At 57.9% G+C, this 22,447-nt stretch carries 30 protein-coding genes; 3 read left to right on the top strand and 27 right to left on the bottom strand.

The features are described 5' to 3' along the window. Window positions 1-55: 55 nt before the first annotated feature. The 3 genes from J3P82_RS03280 to J3P82_RS03270 form a co-directional block, all read right to left on the bottom strand. Window positions 56-814 carry an alpha/beta hydrolase family protein gene (locus J3P82_RS03280; protein ID WP_186614527.1) on the bottom strand — a complete coding sequence of 253 codons (759 nt, stop codon included), beginning with the start codon at window positions 812-814 and terminating at the stop codon, window positions 56-58. Next, a complete protein-coding gene (locus J3P82_RS03275; protein ID WP_434560656.1) occupies window positions 804-1,913 on the bottom strand; it encodes a DUF3182 family protein in 1,110 nt (369 codons plus the stop codon). The genes J3P82_RS03280 and J3P82_RS03275 overlap by 11 nt, the downstream gene beginning before the upstream one ends. Window positions 1,914-2,112: 199 nt before the next feature. After that, entirely contained in the window at window positions 2,113-3,096 is a 984-nt protein-coding gene (locus J3P82_RS03270; RefSeq protein WP_434560654.1) for a GlxA family transcriptional regulator, read from the bottom strand. Window positions 3,097-3,193: 97 nt separating this feature from the next. On the opposite strand from J3P82_RS03270, the gene J3P82_RS03265 reads away from it, so the two are divergent. Both J3P82_RS03265 and J3P82_RS03260 read left to right on the top strand, forming a co-directional pair. Beyond that, window positions 3,194-3,751 carry a cysteine hydrolase family protein gene (locus J3P82_RS03265; RefSeq protein WP_434560652.1) on the top strand — a complete coding sequence of 186 codons (558 nt, stop codon included), beginning with the start codon at window positions 3,194-3,196 and terminating at the stop codon, window positions 3,749-3,751. Window positions 3,752-3,840: 89 nt separating this feature from the next. Then, the gene (locus tag J3P82_RS03260) at window positions 3,841-4,464 is read left to right on the top strand and encodes a hypothetical protein (RefSeq protein ID WP_434560650.1); all 624 of its coding nucleotides are present in this window, start codon (window positions 3,841-3,843) and stop codon (window positions 4,462-4,464) included. 78 nt (window positions 4,465-4,542) lie between these two features. On the opposite strand, the gene arsH is transcribed toward J3P82_RS03260, so the two are convergent. The 4 genes from arsH to J3P82_RS03240 form a co-directional block, all read right to left on the bottom strand. Further along, window positions 4,543-5,256 (bottom strand): arsenical resistance protein ArsH, encoded by a 714-nt coding sequence (gene arsH, locus J3P82_RS03255; RefSeq protein WP_434560648.1) that lies wholly within the window; start codon window positions 5,254-5,256, stop codon window positions 4,543-4,545. Between the two features lie 47 nt (window positions 5,257-5,303). Beyond that, window positions 5,304-5,774: an arsenate reductase ArsC gene (locus tag J3P82_RS03250; protein ID WP_434560646.1), complete on the bottom strand. Its 471-nt coding sequence runs from the start codon at window positions 5,772-5,774 to the stop codon at window positions 5,304-5,306. 380 nt (window positions 5,775-6,154) lie between these two features. Continuing rightward, a complete protein-coding gene (locus tag J3P82_RS03245) occupies window positions 6,155-6,679 on the bottom strand; it encodes a single-stranded DNA-binding protein (RefSeq protein ID WP_186614519.1) in 525 nt (174 codons plus the stop codon). A 9-nt stretch (window positions 6,680-6,688) separates the two neighbouring features. Beyond that, window positions 6,689-8,086 carry an MFS transporter gene (locus J3P82_RS03240; protein WP_186641024.1) on the bottom strand — a complete coding sequence of 466 codons (1,398 nt, stop codon included), beginning with the start codon at window positions 8,084-8,086 and terminating at the stop codon, window positions 6,689-6,691. Between the two features lie 169 nt (window positions 8,087-8,255). On the opposite strand from J3P82_RS03240, the gene uvrA reads away from it, so the two are divergent. Beyond that, the gene (gene uvrA / locus J3P82_RS03235) at window positions 8,256-11,090 is read left to right on the top strand and encodes an excinuclease ABC subunit UvrA (RefSeq protein WP_186614515.1); all 2,835 of its coding nucleotides are present in this window, start codon (window positions 8,256-8,258) and stop codon (window positions 11,088-11,090) included. A gap of 87 nt (window positions 11,091-11,177) precedes the next feature. Here the strand turns inward: uvrA and bfr are convergent, their stop codons facing one another. The 20 genes from bfr to rpsQ form a co-directional block, all read right to left on the bottom strand. Further along, window positions 11,178-11,642: a bacterioferritin gene (gene bfr / locus J3P82_RS03230; protein ID WP_434560644.1), complete on the bottom strand. Its 465-nt coding sequence runs from the start codon at window positions 11,640-11,642 to the stop codon at window positions 11,178-11,180. Between the two features lie 158 nt (window positions 11,643-11,800). Next, complete coding sequence (locus tag J3P82_RS03225; protein WP_434560642.1) at window positions 11,801-13,249, bottom strand: catalase; 1,449 nt, start codon at window positions 13,247-13,249, stop codon at window positions 11,801-11,803. Window positions 13,250-13,474: 225 nt separating this feature from the next. Beyond that, window positions 13,475-13,861, bottom strand: a complete 387-nt coding sequence (gene rplQ, locus J3P82_RS03220; protein WP_003176402.1) for a 50S ribosomal protein L17 — start codon at window positions 13,859-13,861, stop codon at window positions 13,475-13,477. A gap of 42 nt (window positions 13,862-13,903) precedes the next feature. After that, a complete protein-coding gene (locus J3P82_RS03215; RefSeq protein ID WP_003186012.1) occupies window positions 13,904-14,905 on the bottom strand; it encodes a DNA-directed RNA polymerase subunit alpha in 1,002 nt (333 codons plus the stop codon). 22 nt (window positions 14,906-14,927) lie between these two features. Then, the gene (rpsD, locus tag J3P82_RS03210) at window positions 14,928-15,548 is read right to left on the bottom strand and encodes a 30S ribosomal protein S4 (protein WP_003176404.1); all 621 of its coding nucleotides are present in this window, start codon (window positions 15,546-15,548) and stop codon (window positions 14,928-14,930) included. 18 nt (window positions 15,549-15,566) lie between these two features. Continuing rightward, window positions 15,567-15,956, bottom strand: a complete 390-nt coding sequence (rpsK, locus tag J3P82_RS03205) for a 30S ribosomal protein S11 (protein WP_002555466.1) — start codon at window positions 15,954-15,956, stop codon at window positions 15,567-15,569. 30 nt (window positions 15,957-15,986) lie between these two features. After that, complete coding sequence (gene rpsM / locus J3P82_RS03200; RefSeq protein WP_009045849.1) at window positions 15,987-16,343, bottom strand: 30S ribosomal protein S13; 357 nt, start codon at window positions 16,341-16,343, stop codon at window positions 15,987-15,989. Between the two features lie 130 nt (window positions 16,344-16,473). Then, complete coding sequence (gene rpmJ / locus J3P82_RS03195) at window positions 16,474-16,590, bottom strand: 50S ribosomal protein L36 (RefSeq protein ID WP_002555468.1); 117 nt, start codon at window positions 16,588-16,590, stop codon at window positions 16,474-16,476. Between the two features lie 30 nt (window positions 16,591-16,620). After that, window positions 16,621-17,949: a preprotein translocase subunit SecY gene (secY, locus tag J3P82_RS03190; protein WP_047229771.1), complete on the bottom strand. Its 1,329-nt coding sequence runs from the start codon at window positions 17,947-17,949 to the stop codon at window positions 16,621-16,623. Then, window positions 17,950-18,387: a 50S ribosomal protein L15 gene (gene rplO / locus J3P82_RS03185; RefSeq protein ID WP_003186032.1), complete on the bottom strand. Its 438-nt coding sequence runs from the start codon at window positions 18,385-18,387 to the stop codon at window positions 17,950-17,952. A gap of 3 nt (window positions 18,388-18,390) precedes the next feature. Beyond that, a complete protein-coding gene (rpmD, locus tag J3P82_RS03180) occupies window positions 18,391-18,567 on the bottom strand; it encodes a 50S ribosomal protein L30 (RefSeq protein WP_003186033.1) in 177 nt (58 codons plus the stop codon). Window positions 18,568-18,569: 2 nt separating this feature from the next. Beyond that, window positions 18,570-19,070 (bottom strand): 30S ribosomal protein S5, encoded by a 501-nt coding sequence (gene rpsE, locus J3P82_RS03175; protein ID WP_003186035.1) that lies wholly within the window; start codon window positions 19,068-19,070, stop codon window positions 18,570-18,572. Window positions 19,071-19,073: 3 nt separating this feature from the next. Continuing rightward, window positions 19,074-19,424: a 50S ribosomal protein L18 gene (rplR, locus tag J3P82_RS03170; protein ID WP_003186037.1), complete on the bottom strand. Its 351-nt coding sequence runs from the start codon at window positions 19,422-19,424 to the stop codon at window positions 19,074-19,076. Window positions 19,425-19,434: 10 nt separating this feature from the next. Next, complete coding sequence (gene rplF / locus J3P82_RS03165) at window positions 19,435-19,968, bottom strand: 50S ribosomal protein L6 (RefSeq protein ID WP_003186039.1); 534 nt, start codon at window positions 19,966-19,968, stop codon at window positions 19,435-19,437. Window positions 19,969-19,980: 12 nt separating this feature from the next. Further along, window positions 19,981-20,373, bottom strand: coding sequence for a 30S ribosomal protein S8 (gene rpsH, locus J3P82_RS03160; protein ID WP_003186040.1), 393 nt, complete (start codon window positions 20,371-20,373; stop codon window positions 19,981-19,983). 210 nt (window positions 20,374-20,583) lie between these two features. Next, window positions 20,584-20,889 carry a 30S ribosomal protein S14 gene (gene rpsN, locus J3P82_RS03155; protein ID WP_003186042.1) on the bottom strand — a complete coding sequence of 102 codons (306 nt, stop codon included), beginning with the start codon at window positions 20,887-20,889 and terminating at the stop codon, window positions 20,584-20,586. A gap of 13 nt (window positions 20,890-20,902) precedes the next feature. Then, window positions 20,903-21,442, bottom strand: coding sequence for a 50S ribosomal protein L5 (gene rplE, locus J3P82_RS03150; RefSeq protein ID WP_003186044.1), 540 nt, complete (start codon window positions 21,440-21,442; stop codon window positions 20,903-20,905). Window positions 21,443-21,462: 20 nt separating this feature from the next. Continuing rightward, a complete protein-coding gene (gene rplX, locus J3P82_RS03145; protein ID WP_003186046.1) occupies window positions 21,463-21,777 on the bottom strand; it encodes a 50S ribosomal protein L24 in 315 nt (104 codons plus the stop codon). An 11-nt stretch (window positions 21,778-21,788) separates the two neighbouring features. Next, window positions 21,789-22,157, bottom strand: a complete 369-nt coding sequence (gene rplN / locus J3P82_RS03140; protein ID WP_002555479.1) for a 50S ribosomal protein L14 — start codon at window positions 22,155-22,157, stop codon at window positions 21,789-21,791. Between the two features lie 23 nt (window positions 22,158-22,180). Continuing rightward, window positions 22,181-22,447, bottom strand: a complete 267-nt coding sequence (rpsQ, locus tag J3P82_RS03135) for a 30S ribosomal protein S17 (protein WP_003176419.1) — start codon at window positions 22,445-22,447, stop codon at window positions 22,181-22,183.

The raw sequence follows: 22,447 nt of genomic DNA, 5'->3' as shown, positions 1-22,447 counted from the left end.
TGGCTGGGTTGGGCCCTGCACGAGCAGGCGTGCGGGGCCTTATTGATACTGCAAATCACCGCTCCTGAATGATGCTCAAGCGCTCGCCTACCACCATTTCCGTGATCCAGCCCACCAGGATCGAGGTGTAAGCCTGCTGTGATATGGGGTCACTCAGGGAATGGTCGGCGCCGTCGATAATCCTGTGAGTCAGTGAATGAGTCTGCTGGCAGGCGGCTCGGTAGCTCATGATGGTCGCGTGGGGCACATGGTCGTCGGTCTCGGATTCCACCAGCAACACATCGCCGGTGAACTGCGAGCAGGCCTGCAAAGCGCGGTTGGTGTCGGCGTGTACCAGCGTACTGCGGTAATCGAGCAGGTCGGCCTTGTCCAGGTCGCGCTTGGGCGTGTGCCATTGCTCGTCGCGGTACAGCGCCGGCACCCGCAAGGCCAACCAGCGCACCGGTCGCAATGCGGTCAGGATCGAGGCCAGGTAGCCGCCGTAGCTGGTGCCGACCACGGCAATCGCCGAGGTGTCCAACGCGGGGTGGGCGAGCAGCCGGTCGTAGGCTGCCAACAGGTCCCGCAGATTGTCCTCGCGCGTGACCCGCGACAGCGGGATTCCCGCCCCGCCCGTGTGCCCGCGCAAATCGAAGGTCAGGCACACGCAGCCCAGGCCGGCAATGCCTTTGGCCCGTTCCAGGTCACGCTCCTGGCTGCCGCCCCATCCGTGTACGAACAAGACACCGGGAACCTTCGATTTTGGGCTCAGGAAGGTCCCGTTCATGTGTTCGTCATCTATTGCAATCTGAATCGTTTCGCTTCTAGCCGTCATAGGGTTGAACCGTTACGTATTTGAGTAGGAAATCACTATTTTCCGCCGCGCCGCGATAGATCTCCGTGGCACCGGCAGGCAGCGGCTGGTCGGTGTAGGTTTCCACCGAAGAGACGCGAACCGCGCGGGCCGAAGGGTGTTCGACAAACACTTGAAGTGCCGCCAGCTCCGCGCTGCTGGCGCCGCCCATGCGCCAGGATTGTTCCAGCACACCGCCGCGTGGCTGTCCGCCGGTGTCGATGCCCTGGGCAATGTCGTAATTGCGCCGCGAGGCAAAGAAGGACGGAAATGCCTGGTTGGCCGCGTCGTCAAATACTTGCGCCAGCCGCACCGCTTCACGCACATCGTCCGGCAGCTCCAGGCCGAGCAACTCGATGTAGCCACCCTGCACCACCAACAGGTCCGAGCCGCCGTAGACCTCCAGTCCTTCATTGTCGTGGGTGAGGTGTTGCACGCCGCAATAACTCATGACCTGGCCATTGATGAAGCTCTGGCCGACGCTCTGGGTCCTGACGCCGCTGAGGTTCTGCTCAAGCACCACACCGTCGCGAAACACTGACTGGGCGTCAGGCGCGGCGACAATTTCATCAAACTCGGCGAGGCTGTTGATCACCCGTTGACCACGTCCCGCGCTGGCATGAATCGGCTTGAAGCGAATCGGCCCTGCGTAAAGCAAATGTTCAGCGGCTGGGCGCGCATCCTTGAGCGAGAACACGCTGATACCGTCGAGCACCACGCCACGGGTCAGATTGGCGAACAGCGGCGACCACCCCTTCGGCGCGACCGCATCCTTATTCAAGAGACCATGGGCGATCGCCTTGGTGCAGATAAAATCATGGTCGACGTAGCCGCCCCACAAGTCCTCTGGCCCCTTGATGCCAAGGCGCAATGCCGCCTCGGCACCGATCAGGGTTTGCGTGGGCAACAGATACAGGTCCCGTCCTGCATGCTCGCGGCTGTCATGACTGCCGCCGTACTCCAAGCCCAGGATGTTCGCCAGCCAGCGGGCCAGCGCCTGATTGGTCTCGACTTCATGCTGCGGTGCGTGGGGATTGACCGAATGGGCCACTACCAATTTGGTGCGATGGATGGACGTCATGCGTTGTCCTTCTTAACTGCGCTCAATAGCCGTAGCTATAAGGATTGCAGAGATCAGGCCAACGGCGTGTTGGGGGACGAACGGTCAAGGAAACGGGGACAAACGTTCGATCCTGTGGCACAGGGCCTGTTTCATTCTGCACGACCGGCAGCGGGCATCCGGCAAATTGCACGACGCGGGGCACAACATCAGGAGGAGCTCAGCCCTTTGGGCTTACGCCAAATCTCGTACGGTAATCACTCGGCGCCAGCCCGGTGATTTTCTTGAAGATCGATCGAAAGGCGCCGGGATCCTGATAACCGACGGTCCAGGCAATGTGATCGATGGTGCCGTTGGTAAACTCAAGCATTTCCCGGGCCTTGCCCACCCGCAGGTGCTGGCAGTATTCGGTGGGCTTGAGCCCGGTGGCCGCGCGGAACCTGCGCAGGAAAGTTCGCTCTTCCAGCCCGGCCTGCTCAGCCATCGCGCCAAGGGAAACGTCCACCGCGCCGCTGCGTTGCAGCCAATGCTGGACCTTGAGGATCGCCCCGTCACCGTGCCCGAGGATCGGCGCGAAATTGCTGCCGCACTGGCTCGCGCTGTCGCTGTGCTCAATCACCAGGAACTGCGCCGTGCGCGTGGCGATACTGGGCCCGAGCAGACGATCGACCAGGCGCAGTCCAAGCTCTGACCAAGCCATCAGCCCGGCCGTGGTGATCAGGTCGCCGTCGTCGACAATGGGTTTATCGGCGTCGAGCTTGATCTTCGGATAACGCGCCGCAAACGTCTTCGCCGAGGTCCAGTGGGTCGTGGCGCTGCGCCCATCCAGCAAGCCGCTTTCGGCCAGCAGGATAGACCCGACGCACACCCCGCCCAGCACCGTGCCGCCGGCATGGAGCGTGCGCAGCCAATCCATTAGTGTCGGCGAGACCAAGTCTTCGTTGAAGCCGGCGATGGATGGCGGGATGAGCAGTGCCACCAACGGGCCCGCCGGGCCGGTCTCGCTGTCGAATATCCGCCGTGGCGCCTCATTGTTGTCGGTCTGCCAATGACTCACTCGTAACCGCGGTAACTGCGCGCTGGCGTGCTCAGCCGCGATCCGCTGTGCTACGGCAAACAGGTCGGTCAAGCCATGCACCGCGGCCATTTGCGCGCCGGGATAGATCAGTACCCCAAGCTCGGCGATTGCCGTTTGCTGCGCCATTGTCAGTTTTCCCTCGCTTATTGTCGTTGCGGCCAATCCTCGACCCGGCGGTAAACGCCAATACTGGCGCCCTACCCAACCTGATCAAGGAAGCCCCATGTCCAAGCAAGCGCTCATCGTAGTCGATATCCAGAACGACTACTTCCCCCAAGGGAAATGGCCATTGGTCGGCGCCGAAGCCGCCGCCGATAACGCTGCACGGTTGATCGAAGCGTTTCGTCAGGCCGCAAAGCAAGTGGTGCACATTCGCCACGAATTCACTTCCGACGAAGCGCCATTTTTCACGCCCGGCTCCGAAGGCGCGCAGTTGCACCCCAAGGTGCTCAACCGTCCGGACGAACCGGTGGTCCTCAAGCACTTCGTCAATTCGTTTCGCGAAACCGAACTGCAGGCCATCCTCGACCAGCACGGCATCGAGCAGTTGGTGGTTGTCGGCAGCATGAGCCATATGTGCATCGATGGCGTCGCTCGTGCAGCGGCGGACCTGGGCTACGGCGTCACGGTGATTCACGACGCTTGCGCGACTCGCGATCTTGAATTCAATGGCGTGATCGTCCCTGCCGCCCAAGCACATGCGGCCTTCATGTCGGCGCTGGGGTTTGCTTATGCAAATGTGGTGAGTACCGAGCAATTTCTGAGCGACAGCCAGGCGTAGGCGCAGGCATAAACAGCCAGCGAAAATGACTAGGCGGGTGTGAGCGGTTACGACGAGAATGACCAGGATTTTCTCCCAGAGCTCGCCGTATGAAACGTAAGCGCCCGCCGCGCCTGGTCCCCTCCCCAGCCCCGAGCGACATCGCCGGATGGGAGTCAAAACACCCGCCGACTTGGGATTGCTCAAACGACGTCTCCAAGCCGGGATTCCTGGGAACCATGATTTACGCCGCAGGGATGTTGCTGGCCCTGCCCATCTACTGGTTGGCAGTGTTTACCATGACGCTGGCCAAGGTCGAAGGCCTGTCGCCCATTCACCAGAAAATCATCCTGGACCCGCTGATTATTGGGCTCATGTTCATTAGCGCATTCGTGGCCGTCTGCGTGCTCAACTGGCTCGCCTCCGGGCCCAAAGTGCTTGGTTTTTGCTTTGACGAGCGCCAGCAACGTTTCACTTTTACCCAGCGCCGCCCCGCCCGACAAACCACCAACGAATGCGTACCCTACAGCGCCATCCATTACATCAAGCCCTATACCTTGACCACTTTCGCCAACGTGAGTCACTTTGAGGTGTGCTACGCAGGGGCCGATGGCAAGCCGGTTACGCTTCGGTTCTGGGTGGACATAACGGTAAAGGAAATGGCATTCCATGCGACGTGGTTGGCGCAGTCGGTTGACGAGCGGATGCTGGAGCTACTGGACCTGGATTTATGACTTGGATCGCTTTGCTTCTTGGAACCACAAGCCTGGCATGCACCCCACACGAATCTCGATAATTTCCTCGCACAGGCATTAAATGGAACGCTGGTTGACACGTTTGGACAGCTCTTCGGCGGACTCTTTACGCTCGGAATAACGATCAACCAAGTAGTCCTGACGATCCCGCAAGAGCAGCGTGAACTTCATCAGCTCTTCCATTACGTCCACTAGGCGGTCGTAGTACGAGGACGGCTTCATGCGACCGGCCTCATCGAACTCTGTGAATGCCTTGGCTACGGAAGATTGGTTTGGGATGGTGAACATCCGCATCCACCGACCCAGTACCCGCAGCTGATTGACCGCGTTGAAAGACTGCGAGCCGCCGCAGACCTGCATCACTGCAAGCGTCTTTCCTTGCGTAGGTCGAACAGCACCTATCGTCAGAGGAACCCAGTCGATTTGGGCTTTGAACACAGCACTCATGGAGCCGTGACGCTCAGGGGAACACCACACCTGCCCCTCAGACCATTGCATCAGCTCACGCAACTCCGCGACCTTGGGATGTGTATCGGGGGCGTCATCCGGCAGCGGCAGACCCGAGGGGTCAAAGATCTTCGTTTCGGCGCCAAACTCATTCAGCAGGCGTGCCGCCTCTTGCGTGACCAGACGACTTAATGAGCGCTCTCGCGTTGATCCGTATAACAGAAGAATTCGAGGTTTATGAAGCGACGGCGTACGCGGCGATAAGTGTTCCAACGAAGGAATGTCGATCAGGTCGGCGTGTACGTTCGGCAATGTGTCTTGCATATGAACTCCTGCGGCGGGGCCTGGTTGAGTGCCGCCTCGGTTGATCTTTAAAGCGAACCGATGCGGTTCAGTTCAGCTTTCAGTTGGTCTGGGCTCATGGTCTTGAGCGGCAGCGCAAGAAACGCACTCACACGTTCGTGGATTTTGGCCAGTGTGCTTTCGAACGCTGCGGTAATGACCGCTTCCGGCCCGGTTGCTTCGGACGGATCAGCCAAGCCCCAATGTGCCTTTAAGGCTGGCCCGAAAAAAATGGGACATGCTTCGCCCGCAGCCCGATCACAGACAGTGATCACGACGTCTGGAGGCGAGCCTTCAAAAGCATCCGAAGCCTTGCTGCTCAAGCCCTCCGTGGAAATCCCCGCCGCCTCCAGGGTTTGCAATGCCCGCTGATTCACTCGACCACTGGGAAAGCTTCCCGAGCTGACCGCCTCAACGCCTGCTGGAGCCAAGTGGTTGAAAAGTGCCTCGGAAAGAATGCTGCGGCAGCTGTTGTGGGTGCACATGAACAGGACTTTCATTAGAAGACTCCTTGATTCAGAAACTGAGCCGCAGTGCCAGGGCAGACAATGTGGCGAGGAGGATGGCACAGCCGACACAGCCGTGCCTCATGGTTGAGCTCGACGCATATGGAAAATCGAATATATGATTTACCGAATATCCGGTAAAGCGAATGTGATGTCCGCTGTTTTTGCATAACGTCTTAACAATCCATGCATGGCGGCACAAAGGAGATGAAAGGGTGGGAAGTGAGATATGACCCAGGCAACGGAAATGGCCGCAGAGCAATGGTGGGCCTGGTTAAAACACGTCGACTTATTTCTTGCAACGCACAAACGAGAAAGCCCCCGCAATGCGGGGGCTTCCAGAAGAAACTTTACAAAAAAGTCTAAGGTGTGCGCTAGAACGGAATATCGTCATCAAAGCTGTCGAAATCCGGGGCCGGTTGCGGCGCGGCCTGTTGGGGAGCGGCCGGGCGCTCGCGTTGTGGCTGTGGCGCCGACTGCGGACGAGGCGCCTGCTGACGCGGAGCCGGAGCCGACTGCTGGTAGTTGTTGCCACCTTGCTGTTGGTCGCCCTGAGGACGGCCACCCAGCAATTGCATGGTGCCTTGCATGTCGACCACGATTTCGGTGGTGTAGCGCTTGATACCGTCTTTTTCCCACTCGCGTGTCTGCAACTTGCCTTCGATATACACCTGCGAACCCTTGCGCAGGTATTCGCCAGCAATCTCAGCCACCTTGCCGAACATCGACACGCGGTGCCATTCGGTCTTCTCGACCTTCTGGCCGGTCTGCTTGTCGGTCCATTGTTCGCTGGTCGCCAGGCTCAGGTTGGTCACGGCGTTGCCATTGGGCAGGTAGCGAACTTCTGGATCCTGGCCGCAAGTACCGACCAATATGACTTTGTTAACCCCACGGGCCATAACGTTCTCCTAGGCTTCGCACGCTGCCGGGGCCGGGTTGTTCACCAGGCGCTCGAGCGTCGCACGATCCAATAATTCGGTGTCCAGTTTGATATAAACGGCCGCCTCGTCGGCGACCACCACTGCATCGGTTACTCCAACGACGGCCCTGAGGCGCTCGGCCAGGCCTGCTTCGCGGATGGCTTCGGGCGACAACGGCAAGCGCAGGCTCGTCACATACGGAGGTTCGCGCATGGTAACAGCAAAGAGCAGCCAAAGTGCAGCCAGCGCGGCACAACCCAGGAACACAACCGACAAACCGCCGTGCTGGAACAGCCAGCCGCCGAGGATGCCGCCCAGCGCCGAACCGAGGAACTGGCTGGTGGAATAAACCCCCATGGCCGTTCCCTTGCCGCCCGCTGGCGAAACCTTGCTGATCAACGACGGCAGCGACGCTTCCAACAGATTGAACGCGGTGAAGAACACCACCGTGCCGATCACCAGCGCTCGAAGGCTGTCGCCGAACTGCCAGAAGAATAGCTCAGTGAGCATGAGCGTCACGACGGCGCCGAGCAAAACTCGTTTCATTTTGCGTCGCTTCTCGCCATAGATGATGAAAGGGATCATGGCGAAGAATGAAATCAGCAGCGCGGTCAGGTAGACCCACCAGTGCTGTTCCTTGGGCAGGCCGGCCTTCTCGACCAATGCCAGCGGCAGCGCCACGAAACTCGACATCAGCATCGCATGGAGCACGAAGATGCCCAGGTCCAGGCGCAGCAGGTCCGGATGCTTGAGCGTTGGCAGTAGCGCCTGGCGAGCCACGCCGGATTCACGGTGCTGCAACGGCCCGGTGGAGCGCGGCACGATGAACGCAACGATAAGGATGCCGACCAAGGCCATGGCGCCGGTAGCCAGGAACAGGCCCGACAGGCCGAAAGCCCGGGTCAACAGTGGGCCTACAACCATGGCGACCGCAAAGGACAGGCCAATCGTCATGCCGATCATGGCCATGGCTTTCGTCCGATGCTGTTCGCGAGTCAAGTCGGACAGCAAGGCCATGACCGCTGCGGAAATAGCACCCGCTCCTTGTAGGATCCGTCCGGCAATCACGCCCCAGATCGAGTCTGCATTCGCCGCCAGGACACTGCCGAGAGCGAACACGATGAGCCCCAGGTAAATCACAGGCCGTCGGCCGATACGGTCGGAAATCATCCCGAATGGAATCTGGAAAATCGCCTGGGTCAGGCCGTAGGCACCGATCGCCAAGCCGATGAGGGCCGGGGTCGCGCCGGCCAGGTCCATCCCATAGGTCGCCAGCACCGGCAACACCATGAACATGCCCAGCATGCGGAAGGCGAACACCAGGGCCAGGCCGCTTGCCGCGCGGGTCTCGCCGCTACTCATGCGCTCGCTGTGGGGATCTTGCATGGAAAAACCTCGTGTGAACCGGCGGGGATTCTACCAGTCCCATCGATTGAGGGGGTATAGGGCGACCGTTTGCCGCGCAGTCTTCATGCAGGGCTTCCAATAGTGTGCATCCATCCAGTATTTGCCCGTATACTCCTACGTTTTCGACGCCCGCCGAGCGAGGCCACTTTTGGACAAGATCCTGATTCGTGGGGCCCGTACCCACAACCTGAAGAACATCGACCTGACCCTGCCACGGGACAAGCTGATCGTCATCACCGGCCTGTCCGGATCCGGCAAATCCTCCCTGGCCTTCGACACCTTGTACGCCGAAGGCCAGCGACGCTATGTCGAATCGCTGTCGGCCTATGCCCGGCAGTTCCTGTCGATGATGGAAAAACCCGACGTCGACACCATCGAAGGCTTGTCGCCGGCGATCTCCATCGAACAGAAGTCGACCTCGCATAACCCGCGGTCGACGGTCGGCACCATTACCGAGATCTACGATTACCTGCGCTTGCTGTATGCGCGAGTCGGTATTCCGCGCTGCCCTGACCACGACGCCCCGCTGGAAGCCCAGACCGTCAGCCAGATGGTCGACCTGGTGCTGGCCCAGCCGGAAGGCAGCAAGCTGATGCTGCTCGCACCGGTGATTCGCGAGCGCAAGGGCGAACACCTGATGGTTTTCGAAGAGCTGCGCGCCCAGGGTTTCGTGCGTGCGCGGGTCAACGGCAAGTTATGCGAGCTGGACGAGCTGCCGAAGCTGGATAAACAGAAGAAGCATTCGATCGATGTAGTGGTCGACCGCTTCAAGGTCCGGGCCGACCTGCAACAGCGCCTGGCGGAGTCCTTCGAAACCGCGCTGAAACTGGCCGACGGCATAGCTCTGGTAGCCCCGATGGATGACGAGCCAGGCGAAGAGATCATCTTCTCCGCGCGCTTCGCCTGCCCGATCTGCGGCCACGCCATCAGCGAACTGGAGCCCAAGCTGTTCTCCTTCAACAATCCGGCCGGCGCCTGCCCGACCTGTGACGGCCTGGGGGTCAAGCAGTTCTTCGACACCAAGCGACTGGTCAATGGCGAGCTGACCCTGGCCGAGGGGGCGATTCGCGGGTGGGACAGGCGCAACGTCTATTACTTCCAGATGCTCGGTTCGCTGGCGGCCCACTACAAGTTCAGCCTGGACAAGCCGTTCAACGAGCTGCCCGCCGACCAGCAAAAATTCATCCTGCACGGCAGCGGCTCGCAGAACGTCGATTTCAAATACCTGAATGACCGCGGCGATATCGTCAAGCGCTCCCACCCGTTCGAAGGCATCGTGCCGAACCTGGAGCGGCGCTACCGCGAGACCGAGTCGGCCAGCGTGCGCGAAGAACTGGCGAAGTTCCTCAGCACCCAGCCCTGCCCGGATTGCCGCGGTACTCGTTTGCGCCGGGAAGCGCGACATGTGTGGGTCGGTGAAAAAACCCTACCGGCGGTGACCAGCCTGCCAATCGGCGATGCCACCGATTACTTCGGCGGCCTCAAGCTCACTGGCCGCCGTGGCGAAATCGCCGACAAGATCCTCAAGGAAATCCGTGAGCGCTTGCAGTTCCTGGTGAACGTCGGCCTGGACTACCTGACCCTCGATCGCAGCGCAGACACCCTATCCGGCGGCGAAGCCCAGCGTATCCGCCTGGCCAGCCAGATCGGCGCGGGCCTGGTCGGGGTGATGTATATCCTCGACGAACCGTCCATTGGTCTGCACCAACGCGACAATGACCGGTTGCTCGGAACGCTGAAACACCTGCGGGACATCGGCAATACGGTGATCGTGGTCGAGCACGATGAAGACGCGATTCGCCTGGCCGATTACGTGGTGGACATTGGCCCAGGCGCCGGCGTACACGGTGGGCATATTGTCGCTCAAGGCACCGCAGCCGAAGTGATGGCGCACCCCGATTCCCTGACAGGCAAATACCTCTCGGGCCGGGTGAAGATCAAGGTGCCGGCCAAGCGCACCCCGCGCAATAAGAAGCTGTCGCTGACCCTTAAAGGAGCTCGCGGCAACAACCTGCGCAACGTCGACCTGGAAATCCCGATCGGCCTGCTGACCTGCGTTACCGGCGTCTCCGGCTCCGGCAAGTCGACGCTGATCAACAACACGCTGTTTCCTCTCAGCGCCACGGCCTTGAACGGCGCCACCACGCTTGAAGCTGCTGCTCACGACAGTATCAAGGGCCTGGAGCACCTGGACAAAGTGGTCGACATCGACCAGAGCCCGATCGGGCGGACGCCGCGTTCCAACCCAGCGACCTACACCGGGTTGTTCACGCCAATCCGCGAACTGTTCGCCGGCGTACCGGAATCCCGCTCACGGGGCTATGGGCCTGGTCGGTTCTCGTTCAACGTCAAGGGCGGACGCTGCGAAGCTTGTCAGGGCGACGGCTTGATCAAGGTGGAAATGCATTTCCTGCCCGACATCTATGTCCCGTGCGACGTGTGCAAGAGCAAGCGCTACAACCGCGAAACCCTGGAGATCAAATACAAGGGCAAGAACATCCACGAAACCCTGGAAATGACCATCGAGGAAGCCCGGGTGTTCTTCGACGCGGTACCGGCGCTGGCACGCAAGCTCCAGACGTTGATGGACGTAGGGCTTTCCTACATCAAGCTCGGGCAGTCAGCGACGACCTTGTCTGGCGGTGAAGCGCAGCGGGTCAAGCTGTCACGCGAGCTGTCCAAGCGCGATACCGGCAAGACTTTGTATATTCTCGACGAGCCGACCACAGGTCTGCACTTCGCCGATATCCAACAGTTGCTCGACGTGCTGCATCGCCTCCGCGACCACGGCAACACCGTGGTGGTGATCGAGCACAATCTGGATGTGATCAAGACCGCTGACTGGCTGGTGGACCTGGGGCCGGAAGGCGGCTCCAAGGGTGGTCAGATCATTGCCGTGGGTACGCCGGAGCAGGTGGCCGAAATGAAGCAGTCCTACACCGGCTACTACCTCAAGCCATTGCTGGAACGTGATCGGGACTGATTTCGCCCGAGCACTAAAAAGCCCCTGTCATCTCATCGATGACAGGGGCTTTTTGTTTTATTGTGGGGGCAAGCTTGCTTCCACAAATCAGAACTGCGATTGCAGGTAGTTCTCCAACCCGATCAGCTTGATCAGCCCCAACTGCTTCTCCAGCCAGTAGGTGTGGTCTTCTTCGGTGTCGTTGAGCTGAATCCGCAAAATCTCACGGGTCACGTAGTCGTTGTGCTGCTCGCAGAGCTCGATGCCTTTGCACAGCGCGGCGCGGACTTTGTACTCCAGGCGCAGGTCGGCGGCGAGCATGTCGGGCACCGTGGCGCCGACGTCCAGGTCATCGGCACGCATGCGCGGCGTCCCTTCGAGCATCAGGATCCGACGCATCAGCGCATCGGCGTGCTGGGTCTCTTCTTCCATCTCGTGGTTGATACGTTCGTAGAGCTCGGTAAAACCCCAGTCCTCGTACATCCGCGAATGGATGAAATATTGATCACGGGCTGCCAGCTCGCCGGTCAGCAACGTGTTGAGGTAATCGATTACGTCTGGGTGACCTTGCATCGCCCTACATCTCCACAAGCTTTTAAAGGTTGTAGTTTGAACCAAGCTGACCGCAAGGTCACGGCCCCAACGCAATAAAAGTGAAGAAAATCCGAGAAAACCAGGCTAAATAACGCAAAAACCGCCCAAATGAGGGCGGTTCTGCTTCTCGTTTAGACTTAGTTAAGCTGTACGCCCATGGCTTTTGCGATCCCTTCTCCATAAGCAGCGTCTGCCTTGAAGAAATGCTGCAGCTGGCGATCCACCACATCTGCCGAAACGCTACTCATCGCACCCGCGATGTTGCTGATCAACAGGGCTTTCTGCTCGTCGCTCATCAAGCGGAACAACGCACCGGCGTGGCTGTAGTAGTCGGTGTCTTCGCGATGATCGTAACGGTCCGCCGCACCACTGAGGGCCAGTGCCGGCTCCGCATAACGCGGGGCCTGCTTCGGCGCCTCTACATAGCTGTTAGGCTCGTAGTTCGGTGCCGCCCCGCCGTTGCTGCCAAACGCCATCGCACCGTCGCGCTGGTAGGTATTAACCGGATTGCGTGGCGCATTCACCGGCAATTGCTGATGGTTGGTGCCCACACGGTAGCGGTGTGCATCGGCGTAGGCGAAGACACGGCCCTGCAGCATGCGGTCCGGCGAGAGGCCGACCCCTGGCACCATGTTGCTCGGGCCAAACGCCGCTTGCTCGACTTCAGCAAAGTAGTTCAGCGGGTTGCGATTGAGTTCGAGCTCGCCTACTTCGATCAACGGGAACTCTTTCTGCGACCAGGTCTTGGTCACGTCGAACGGGTTCTCGTAATGAGCCGCCGCCTGGGCCTCGCTCATGATCTGGATGCAAACGCGCCACTTTGGGAAGTCACCGCGTTCGATGGCCTCGAACAAGTCACGTTGGGCGTAATCCGGGTCGGTGCCCGCCAGGCGTGCCGCTTCTGCCGGCGCGAGATTCTTGATGCCTTGCAGGGTCTTGTAGTGCCACTTCACCCAATGCCGCTCACCCTGCGCGTTGATCAGGCTGTAGGTGTGGCTGCCGAAGCCGTGCATGTGGCGGTAGCCATCTGGAATGCCACGGTCGGAAAACAGGACGGTGACCTGGTGCAAGGCCTCAGGCGAATGCGACCAGAAATCCCACATCGCCTGGGCGCTTTTCAGGTTGCTTTGCGGCAGGCGTTTCTGGGTGTGGATGAAGTCAGGGAATTTTAACGGGTCACGGATGAAGAAGACCGGCGTGTTGTTGCCGACGATGTCCCAGTTGCCTTCCTCGGTGTAGAACTTCAAGGCGAAACCGCGTGGATCGCGCTCAGTGTCGGCCGAACCACGCTCGCCACCCACGGTGGAAAACCGCAGGAAGGTGGGCGTCTGCTTGCCGATCGACTCGAACAGCTTGGCGCTGGTGTATTGGGTGATGTCCTGGGTGACGGTAAAGGTGCCGTAGGCGCCCGACCCCTTGGCGTGCACGCGGCGCTCGGGAATGTTCTCACGGTTGAAGTGTGCAAGCTTCTCGATCAGGTGGAAGTCATCGAGCAGCAGCGGACCGCGTGGGCCGGCTGAGCGAGAGTTTTGGTTATCGGCGACAGGAGCGCCACTGGCGGTCGTAAGCGTTTTGGTCTGGCTCATGCTCAAATCTTCCTAGGTCGGTCTTCGGACTGCCGGCTAATCGGCTGGGAGGAGTATTGATCATGTTAATGACAGTATCCAAATTCATTAAATCATGGATTTCGATAGTCATTATCTAATAAGGAAGATTGCCAATAGCCAAGCCAGACGAAACGGCCAGGACACTTTTCCATCACGCACAAAAAACCGGGCACTAGGCCCGGTTCTTCGTTACAGACTGTCGTCTTACTCGGCGCTTACAGCTTCGCCAGCAGTAGCACGATCAACCAACTCGACGTACGCCATAGGCGCGTTGTCGCCAGCGCGGAAACCGCACTTGAGGATGCGCAGGTAGCCACCCTCACGGGTAGCGTAACGCTTGCCCAGATCGTTGAAGAGCTTACCAACGATAGCTTTCGAACGGGTACGGTCGAAAGCCAGGCGGCGGTTAGCCAGGCTGTCTGTCTTGGCCAGAGTGATCAGCGGCTCAGCAACGCGACGCAGTTCTTTGGCTTTCGGCAGTGTAGTTTTGATCAGCTCGTGCTCGAACAGCGACACCGCCATGTTTTGGAACATGGCCTTGCGGTGCGAGCTGGTGCGGCTCAGGTGACGTCCACTTTTACGATGACGCATGGTTCATTCCTTACCAAACACAACGTTCGGTGATTACGACGATCAGGCAGTCGCCTTGTCGTCCTTCTTAAGACTTGCAGGCGGCCAGTTGTCGAGGCGCATGCCGAGGGACAGACCGCGGGAGGCCAGAACGTCCTTGATTTCAGTCAAGGATTTCTTGCCAAGGTTCGGAGTCTTCAACAGCTCTACTTCGGTACGCTGAATCAGGTCGCCGATGTAGTAGATGTTTTCCGCCTTAAGGCAGTTAGCCGAACGTACAGTCAGTTCCAGATCGTCAACCGGGCGAAGCAGGATCGGATCGATCTCGTCTTCCTGCTCGACAACCACTGGCTCACTATCACCCTTGAGGTCGACGAACGCAGCCAACTGCTGTTGCAGGATGGTTGCAGCGCGGCGGATAGCCTCTTCAGGATCCAGGGTACCGTTGGTTTCCAGATCAATAACCAGCTTGTCCAGGTTGGTACGCTGTTCGACACGGGCGTTTTCCACCACGTATGCGATACGGCGAACCGGGCTGAACGAAGAGTCGAGCTGCAAGCGACCGATGCTGCGGCTTTCGTCTTCATCGCTCTGACGCGAGTCTGCCGGTTCATAACCACGACCACGAGCTACGGTGAGCTTCATGTTCAGGGCGCCGTTAGACGCCAGGTTAGCGATTACGTGATCGGGGTTAACGATCTCGACATCATGATCCAGCTGAATATCGGCAGCGGTAACCACCCCCGAACCCTTCTTCGACAAGGTCAGCGTAACTTCGTCACGACCGTGCAGCTTGATAGCCAGACCTTTAAGGTTCAACAGGATTTCAATTACGTCTTCCTGTACACCTTCGATGGCGCTGTACTCGTGGAGCACACCGTCAATCTCGGCCTCGACTACTGCACAGCCAGGCATTGAGGACAACAGGATGCGTCGCAGCGCGTTGCCCAGGGTGTGGCCGAAACCACGCTCGAGAGGCTCGAGTGTGATCTTGGCGCGGGTTGGACTGACAACCTGCACATCAATATGGCGGGGTGTCAGGAACTCATTTACCGAAATCTGCATGGATGCACCTATTTTCTAGCCCTTACTTGGAGTAGAGCTCGACAATCAGGCTTTCGTTGATGTCGGCGGACAGATCACTGCGAGCAGGAACGTTCTTGAAAACGCCCGACTTCTTCTCAGTGTCTACTTCTACCCATTCTACGCGGCCACGTTGGGCACACAGATCGAGAGCTTGGACAATGCGAAGTTGGTTTTTTGCCTTCTCGCGAACAGCGACCACGTCACCAGCACGAACCTGGTAGGACGGAACGTTCACGGTCTGACCGTTAACGCTGATCGACTTGTGCGATACCAGCTGACGAGATTCGGCACGAGTAGAACCGAAACCCATACGGTATACAACGTTGTCCAGACGGCATTCGAGCAGTTGCAACAGGTTTTCGCCGGTTGCACCTTTCTTGCCAGCAGCTTCTTTGTAGTAGCCGCTGAACTGACGCTCGAGAACGCCGTAGATACGACGGACCTTCTGCTTTTCACGCAGTTGGGTGCCGTAATCGGACTGGCGACCGCGGCGTTGGCCGTGGATACCAGGTGCTGCTTCAATGTTGCACTTCGATTCGATCGCGCGCACGCCGCTCTTCAGAAAGAGATCGGTGCCTTCGCGACGAGCGAGTTTGCATTTTGGACCAATGTAACGAGCCATTCTTTACAATCTCCTGGATTACACGCGGCGCTTCTTCGGCGGACGGCACCCGTTGTGCGGGATAGGCGTCACGTCGGTGATGCTGGCGATCTTGTAGCCACAGCCGTTCAAAGCGCGGACTGCGGATTCACGACCTGGACCTGGACCTTTGACGTTGACGTCGAGGTTTTTCAGGCCGTATTCCAGCGCAGCTTGACCAGCACGCTCGGCAGCTACTTGAGCAGCGAACGGGGTGGACTTGCGGGAACCGCGGAAACCCGAACCACCGGAGGTAGCCCAGGAAAGAGCGTTACCTTGACGGTCGGTAATGGTCACGATGGTGTTGTTAAAAGAAGCATGGATGTGGGCGATGCCATCAACCACTGTCTTTTTAACTTTTTTACGAGGACGAGCAGCAGGTTTTGCCATGATTAAATTCCTGTCGATTCGCTGGGGCGATTACTTGCGGATCGGCTTACGCGGACCTTTACGGGTACGCGCGTTGGTCTTGGTACGCTGACCGCGCACTGGAAGACCACGACGATGACGCAGACCGCGATAGCAACCGAGGTCCATCAAGCGCTTGATTTTCATGTTGATTTCGCGACGCAGGTCACCTTCAGTGGTGAACTTCGCCACTTCGCCACGCAGCTGTTCAATTTGCTCGTCGCTCAGATCCTTGATCTTTGCCGCTGGGTTGACCCCAGTCTCTGCACAGATTTTCTGTGCAGTAGTGCGACCAACACCATAGATGTAGGTCAGCGAGATAACAGTATGCTTGTTATCTGGAATGTTAACGCCTGCAATACGGGCCATTCAGTGGGACTCCAATTGACAGCTACCTACGCCCCGGAAGCCAAGAAATAGGGCGCGAGATAATATCGCTGTAATAACAAATAATCAACCCGGCAGCGCACTAGCTGCCGGGCTTAAAGCACAATCACACTCAGCCTTGGCGCTGTTTGTGACGCGGTTCCGCGCTGCAAATTACCCGAACAACACCTTCGCGGCGAATAATCTTGCAGTTACGGCACAGCTTTTTCACCGATGCACGAACTTTCATCACCAACTCCTCGAACCTTATGGACGCTACTCAGCGCAACATGCCGCTGCCGTAGCCCTTCAGGTTGGCTTTCTTCATCAGGGATTCGTACTGGTGCGAAACGAGGTGCGATTGTACTTGGGACATGAAGTCCATCACAACCACGACCACGATCAGCAACGAGGTCCCGCCAAGGTAGAACGGTACGTTTGCCGCAACCACCAGGAACTGGGGAAGCAAGCAGACGGCCGTCATGTAAAGAGCACCGAACAAGGTCAAGCGAGTCAGAACGCCATCAATGTAGCGCGCAGACTGCTCACCCGGACGGATACCCGGAATAAAGGCACCGGACTTCTTCAGGTTTTCCGCTACGTCTTTCGGATTGAACATCAACGCCGTATAGAAGAAGCAGAAGAAAATAATCCCTGCACTAAACAGCAGAATATTCAACGGCTGACCAGGAGCGATCGACTGCGAGATGTCCTGCAACCAGCCCATACCTTCAGACTGGCCGAACCAGGCACCCAACGAAGCCGGGAACAGCAAGATGCTGCTCGCGAAAATGGCCGGAATAACGCCGGCCATGTTCACCTTCAACGGCAAGTGGCTGGTCTGCGCAGCAAACACCTTACGGCCCTGCTGACGCTTGGCGTAGTGAACGGCGATACGACGCTGACCACGCTCAATGAACACCACGAAACCGATAATCGCTACTGCCAGCAAACCGATGGCAACCAGGGCGAAAATGTTGATATCACCCTGACGCGCAGACTCGAAAGACTGCCCGATCGCTCTCGGAAGACCGGCGACGATACCTGCGAAGATCAACATCGAGATACCGTTGCCAACACCACGCTCAGTAATCTGCTCACCCAGCCACATCATGAACATTGCGCCCGCCACAAAAGTGGTTACCGCAACGAAATGGAAGCCAAAGTCACCAGTGAACGCCACGCCCTGCCCTGCCAGCCCGATGGACATGCCAACAGCCTGGACAAGAGCAAGGACGACGGTGAGGTAGCGGGTGTACTGGCTGATCTTGCGACGGCCAGCTTCACCTTCCTTCTTCAACTGCTCCAGCTGCGGGCTGACGGCGGTCATCAATTGCATGATGATCGATGCCGAGATGTACGGCATGATCCCCAGTGCAAAGATGCTCATCCGTTCCAGCGCGCCGCCGGAAAACATGTTGAACAAGCTAAGAATGGTCCCCTCATTCTGTCGAAACAGGTCCGCGAGTCGGTCCGGGTTAATACCTGGAACCGGGATGTGTGCGCCTATTCGGTAGACGATAATCGCCAGGAACAGAAAACGCAGACGAGCCCAGAGTTCAGACATACCGCCTTTGCCGAGCGCAGAGAGAGCACCTTGCTTAGCCATTTATTCCTCGAACTTGCCGCCAGCTGCTTCGATAGCCGCACGCGCACCTTTGGTGGCGCCGATTCCCTTTCCGATGGTGACAGCACGAGCAACTTCGCCCGACAGCATGATTTTCACACGCTGTACGTTCTGGTTGATCACGTTGGCATCCTTCAGGGACTGCACGGTGACGATGTCGCCGTCCACTTTAGCCAGCTCGGACAGACGCACTTCTGCGCGGTCCATGGCTTTCAGGGAAACGAAACCGAACTTCGGCAGGCGACGATGCAGCGGCTGTTGACCGCCTTCAAAGCCTGGAGCAATGGTGCCACCGGAGCGGGAGGTCTGACCTTTGTGGCCACGGCCACCGGTCTTGCCCAAACCACTACCGATACCACGGCCCGGACGATGCTTTTCGCGACGGGAACCCGGCGCTGGACTCAGATCATTGAGTTTCATCGATTAACCCTCGACACGCAGCATGTAGTAAGCCTTGTTGATCATCCCGCGATTCTCGGGAGTATCCAGGACTTCTACAGTGTGACCGATGCGACGCAGACCCAGACCCTTAACGCACAGTTTGTGGTTAGGGATGCGGCCGGTCATGCTTTTGATCAGCGTAACTTTTACGGTAGCCATGATCAGAAGATCTCCTTGACGCTTTTGCCACGCTTGGCGGCAATGGATTCAGGAGACTGCATTGCTTTCAAACCCTTGAAAGTGGCGTGAACCACGTTTACCGGGTTAGTCGAGCCGTAGCACTTGGCCAGAACGTTCTGAACGCCAGCAACTTCGAGGACAGCACGCATAGCGCCGCCAGCGATGATACCGGTACCTTCAGAAGCAGGCTGCATGTACACCTTCGAAGCGCCATGGGCGGACTTCATTGCGTACTGCAGAGTGGTGCCGTTCAGATCAACCTGGATCATGTTGCGGCGAGCAGCTTCCATTGCCTTCTGGATCGCAGCAGGCACTTCACGCGACTTGCCACGGCCGAAGCCAACACGGCCCTTACCATCACCCACCACGGTCAACGCGGTGAAAGTGAAGATACGGCCGCCTTTGACGGTTTTGGCTACGCGGTTAACTTGAACCAGCTTCTCGATGTAGCCTTCGTCGCGCTTTTGGTCGTTATTTGACATAACTTAGAACTCCAGCCCAGCTTCACGAGCAGCATCAGCCAGCGCCTTGACGCGGCCGTGGTACTTGAAGCCAGAGCGGTCGAAAGCCACCTGCGAGACGCCAGCGGCTTTAGCACGCGTAGCGACCAGCTGGCCAACCTTAGTGGCCGCGTCGATGTTGCCAGTGGCGCCATCACGCAGTTCTTTATCCAAAGTCGAGGCACTTGCCAGGACTTTGTTGCCGTCGGCCGAAATGACCTGGGCGTAGATGTGCTGCGACGAGCGGAACACGCAGAGACGCACGACTTCGAGTTCGTGCATTTTCAGGCGTGCTTTGCGAGCGCGACGCAGTCGAGTAACTTTTTTGTCGGTCATTTGCTATGCCCTACTTCTTCTTGGCTTCTTTACGACGGACGACTTCGTCCGCGTAGCGCACACCTTTGCCTTTGTACGGCTCTGGTGGACGGAAGTCGCGGATCTCGGCGGCCACTTGACCTACCAGCTGCTTGTCGATGCCCTTGATCAGGATATCGGTCTGGCTAGGAGTCTCAGCGGTGATGCCTTCCGGCAGTTCATAATCCACTGGATGCGAGAAGCCAAGAGCCAGGTTCAGCACTGTGCCTTTTGCTTGCGCTTTGTAACCAACACCGACCAGCTGGAGCTTGCGCTCGAAGCCTTGGCTTACGCCTTGGACCATGTTGTTTACCAACGCACGAGTGGTACCAGCCATTGCGCGAGTCTGTTGATCGCCATTGCGAGCAGCGAAACGCAGCTCACCAGCTTCTTCAACGATCTCAACGGACGAATGGATGTTCAGTTGCAGAGTGCCCTTGGCACCCTTCACCGAAAGCTGTTGGCCTGCGAATTTGACTTCGACACCGGCTGGCAGCTTAACGGGGTTCTTAGCGACGCGTGACATGCTTATCCCCCCTTAGAACACAGTGCAAAGAACTTCGCCGCCGACACCGGCAGCGCGCGCAGCACGATCCGTCATCACACCTTTGTTGGTGGAGACGATAGACACACCGAGACCGCCACGAACTTTTGGCAGATCATCGACGGACTTGTACTGACGCAGGCCAGGACGGCTAACGCGCTTCACTTCCTCGATGACCGGACGGCCTTCGAAGTACTTCAGCTCGATGGACAGCAGTGGCTTGATTTCGCTGCTGATCTGATAACCCGCAATGTAACCTTCGTCCTTCAGGACTTTGGCAACAGCTACCTTCAACGTAGAAGATGGCATGCTTACGACGGACTTTTCAGCCATCTGGGCATTACGGATACGAGTTAGCATGTCCGCTAACGGGTCCTGCATACTCATGGGCTAGACGCTCCTAATACACAAAAAATTAGCCTTTCGGCTAGTACGTGTCGCCGAGCGCATCCGTGCAATAAAAACACGGGCTCAGGCGAGCCGGGTATTCTAGACACACCCCACAAATGAATCAAGCCCCAAAAGGGGCTTGATTCAAGTTCAAGGTCACCGACGGTCAGGATCTTGCGATCCCGGACGCCGTGACTTTGACAGTGCTTACCAGCTGGCTTTAACCAGACCTGGAACGTCACCACGCATTGCAGCTTGACGCAGCATGTTACGACCGAGGCCGAACTTGCGGTACACGCCGTGCGGACGACCAGTCAGGCGGCAGCGGTTACGCATGCGCGAAGCGCTGGCGTCACGTGGCTGCTTCTGCAGTGCTACGGTAGCTTCCCAACGTGCTTCTGGACTTGCGTTCAGATCCACGATGATCGCTTTCAGCGCTGCACGCTTGGTGGCGTACTTGGCAACGGTGAGCTGACGCTTCAGCTCACGGTTCTTCATGCTCTTCTTGGCCATTTTCCTACTCCAATCAGTTGCGGAACGGGAATTTGAAAGCGCGCAGCAGTGCGCGACCTTCGTCATCCGTCCGAGCAGTGGTGGTCAGGGTAATGTCCAGACCGCGGAGAGCATCGATCTTGTCGTAATCGATTTCCGGGAAAATGATCTGCTCTTTTACGCCCATGCTGTAGTTGCCACGACCATCGAAGGACTTGGCATTCAGGCCGCGGAAGTCGCGAACCCGAGGCAGGGAGATCGACAGCAGACGATCCAGGAACTCGTACATACGCTCACGGCGCAGGGTCACTTTGACGCCGATCGGCCAACCTTCACGGACTTTAAAGCCAGCGATGGATTTCCGAGCGTAAGTCACAACGACTTTCTGACCGGTGATCTTTTCCAGGTCGGCAACAGCGTGCTCGATGACTTTTTTGTCGCCGATCGCTTCGCCCAGACCCATGTTCAGGGTGATTTTGGTAACGCGCGGAACTTCCATCACGTTCGAAAGCTTAAGTTCTTCCTTAAGTTTCGGTGCGATTTCCTTCCGGTAAATCTCTTTTAGTCGTGCCATGGTCTTCTACCTAGCAGTGTTCAAGCATCAACCGCTTTTTGGGTCGACTTGAAGACACGAATTTTCTTACCGTCTTCTACTTTGAAACCAACGCGGTCAGCCTTGTTGGTTTCGCCGTTGAAGATGGCGACGTTGGAAGCGTGCAATGGCGCTTCTTTCTCGACGATACCGCCCTGTACGCCCGACATCGGGTTAGGCTTGGTATGACGCTTGACCAGGTTCAGACCACCCACAACCAGACGGTTGTCAGCAAGAACCTTCAGCACCTTACCGCGCTTACCTTTGTCTTTGCCGGCGATCACGATGATCTCGTCGTCACGACGAATCTTTTGCATGTCGGATCTCCTTACAGCACTTCTGGGGCGAGCGAGACGATCTTCATGAACTTCTCAGTACGAAGTTCACGGGTCACTGGCCCAAAGATACGGGTGCCGATCGGCTCTTGCTTGTTGTTCAACAGAACAGCAGCGTTGCCATCAAAGCGGATGATGGAGCCGTCAGCACGACGAACGCCATGGCGAGTGCGGACTACGACAGCAGTCATCACTTGGCCTTTTTTCACCTTACCGCGAGGAATTGCTTCCTTGACGGTAACTTTGATGATGTCACCGATACCAGCGTAACGACGATGGGAGCCACCCAGCACCTTGATGCACATAACACGGCGAGCGCCGCTGTTATCGGCCACATCGAGCATGGATTGAGTCTGAATCATATAATTTCTCCGACCCCTAGTCCTTAGACTTCCACAGCGCGTTCGAGAACATCAACCAGCGCCCAAGACTTGGTCTTGGCCAAAGGACGAGTTTCACGAATAGTGACTTTGTCGCCGATGTGGCACTGATTGGTTTCGTCGTGCGCGTGCAGCTTAGTCGAACGCTTAACGTATTTACCGTAGATCGGGTGCTTAACGCGACGCTCGATCAGAACGGTGATGGTTTTGTCCATCTTGTCGCTGACAACACGGCCAGTCAGCGTACGGACAGTTTTTTCGGCTTCAGCCAT

The sequence above is a fragment of the Pseudomonas sp. Z4-20 genome, from assembly GCF_051131955.1.
Taxonomy (GTDB): domain Bacteria; phylum Pseudomonadota; class Gammaproteobacteria; order Pseudomonadales; family Pseudomonadaceae; genus Aquipseudomonas; species Aquipseudomonas marvdashtae.
Note: the sequence above shows the minus strand (reverse complement) of the source record. Positions and strands in the feature narration are given on the sequence as shown.

Excerpts from the sequence above, each read along its gene's own strand:
- J3P82_RS03280 (WP_186614527.1), bottom strand. The coding sequence starts at position 814 with ATGACGGCTAGAAGCGAAACGATTCAGATTGCAATAGATGACGAACAC.
- rplO (WP_003186032.1), bottom strand. The coding sequence starts at position 18,387 with ATGAAACTCAATGATCTGAGTCCAGCGCCGGGTTCCCGTCGCGAAAAG.
- rpsM (WP_009045849.1), bottom strand. The coding sequence starts at position 16,343 with ATGGCCCGTATTGCAGGCGTTAACATTCCAGATAACAAGCATACTGTT.
- bfr (WP_434560644.1), bottom strand. The coding sequence starts at position 11,642 with ATGCAAGGTCACCCAGACGTAATCGATTACCTCAACACGTTGCTGACC.
- J3P82_RS03265 (WP_434560652.1), top strand. The coding sequence starts at position 3,194 with ATGTCCAAGCAAGCGCTCATCGTAGTCGATATCCAGAACGACTACTTC.
- rplF (WP_003186039.1), bottom strand. The coding sequence starts at position 19,968 with ATGTCACGCGTCGCTAAGAACCCCGTTAAGCTGCCAGCCGGTGTCGAA.
- J3P82_RS03215 (WP_003186012.1), bottom strand. The coding sequence starts at position 14,905 with ATGCAGATTTCGGTAAATGAGTTCCTGACACCCCGCCATATTGATGTG.
- rplE (WP_003186044.1), bottom strand. The coding sequence starts at position 21,442 with ATGGCACGACTAAAAGAGATTTACCGGAAGGAAATCGCACCGAAACTT.
- rplX (WP_003186046.1), bottom strand. The coding sequence starts at position 21,777 with ATGCAAAAGATTCGTCGTGACGACGAGATCATCGTGATCGCCGGCAAA.
- rpsH (WP_003186040.1), bottom strand. The coding sequence starts at position 20,373 with ATGAGTATGCAGGACCCGTTAGCGGACATGCTAACTCGTATCCGTAAT.
- J3P82_RS03250 (WP_434560646.1), bottom strand. The coding sequence starts at position 5,774 with ATGAAAGTCCTGTTCATGTGCACCCACAACAGCTGCCGCAGCATTCTT.
- J3P82_RS03275 (WP_434560656.1), bottom strand. The coding sequence starts at position 1,913 with ATGACGTCCATCCATCGCACCAAATTGGTAGTGGCCCATTCGGTCAAT.
- rpsE (WP_003186035.1), bottom strand. The coding sequence starts at position 19,070 with ATGTCAAATAACGACCAAAAGCGCGACGAAGGCTACATCGAGAAGCTG.
- rplR (WP_003186037.1), bottom strand. The coding sequence starts at position 19,424 with ATGACCGACAAAAAAGTTACTCGACTGCGTCGCGCTCGCAAAGCACGC.
- rpsQ (WP_003176419.1), bottom strand. The coding sequence starts at position 22,447 with ATGGCTGAAGCCGAAAAAACTGTCCGTACGCTGACTGGCCGTGTTGTC.
- secY (WP_047229771.1), bottom strand. The coding sequence starts at position 17,949 with ATGGCTAAGCAAGGTGCTCTCTCTGCGCTCGGCAAAGGCGGTATGTCT.
- rpmJ (WP_002555468.1), bottom strand. The coding sequence starts at position 16,590 with ATGAAAGTTCGTGCATCGGTGAAAAAGCTGTGCCGTAACTGCAAGATT.
- J3P82_RS03270 (WP_434560654.1), bottom strand. The coding sequence starts at position 3,096 with ATGGCGCAGCAAACGGCAATCGCCGAGCTTGGGGTACTGATCTATCCC.
- J3P82_RS03245 (WP_186614519.1), bottom strand. The coding sequence starts at position 6,679 with ATGGCCCGTGGGGTTAACAAAGTCATATTGGTCGGTACTTGCGGCCAG.
- rplQ (WP_003176402.1), bottom strand. The coding sequence starts at position 13,861 with ATGCGTCATCGTAAAAGTGGACGTCACCTGAGCCGCACCAGCTCGCAC.
- rplN (WP_002555479.1), bottom strand. The coding sequence starts at position 22,157 with ATGATTCAGACTCAATCCATGCTCGATGTGGCCGATAACAGCGGCGCT.
- rpsN (WP_003186042.1), bottom strand. The coding sequence starts at position 20,889 with ATGGCCAAGAAGAGCATGAAGAACCGTGAGCTGAAGCGTCAGCTCACC.
- rpmD (WP_003186033.1), bottom strand. The coding sequence starts at position 18,567 with ATGGCTACCGTAAAAGTTACGCTGATCAAAAGCATGACCGGCCGCATC.
- J3P82_RS03260 (WP_434560650.1), top strand. The coding sequence starts at position 3,841 with ATGAAACGTAAGCGCCCGCCGCGCCTGGTCCCCTCCCCAGCCCCGAGC.
- J3P82_RS03225 (WP_434560642.1), bottom strand. The coding sequence starts at position 13,249 with ATGAGCCAGACCAAAACGCTTACGACCGCCAGTGGCGCTCCTGTCGCC.
- rpsK (WP_002555466.1), bottom strand. The coding sequence starts at position 15,956 with ATGGCAAAACCTGCTGCTCGTCCTCGTAAAAAAGTTAAAAAGACAGTG.
- rpsD (WP_003176404.1), bottom strand. The coding sequence starts at position 15,548 with ATGGCTCGTTACATTGGTCCAAAATGCAAACTCGCTCGTCGCGAAGGC.
- arsH (WP_434560648.1), bottom strand. The coding sequence starts at position 5,256 with ATGCAAGACACATTGCCGAACGTACACGCCGACCTGATCGACATTCCT.
- J3P82_RS03240 (WP_186641024.1), bottom strand. The coding sequence starts at position 8,086 with ATGCAAGATCCCCACAGCGAGCGCATGAGTAGCGGCGAGACCCGCGCG.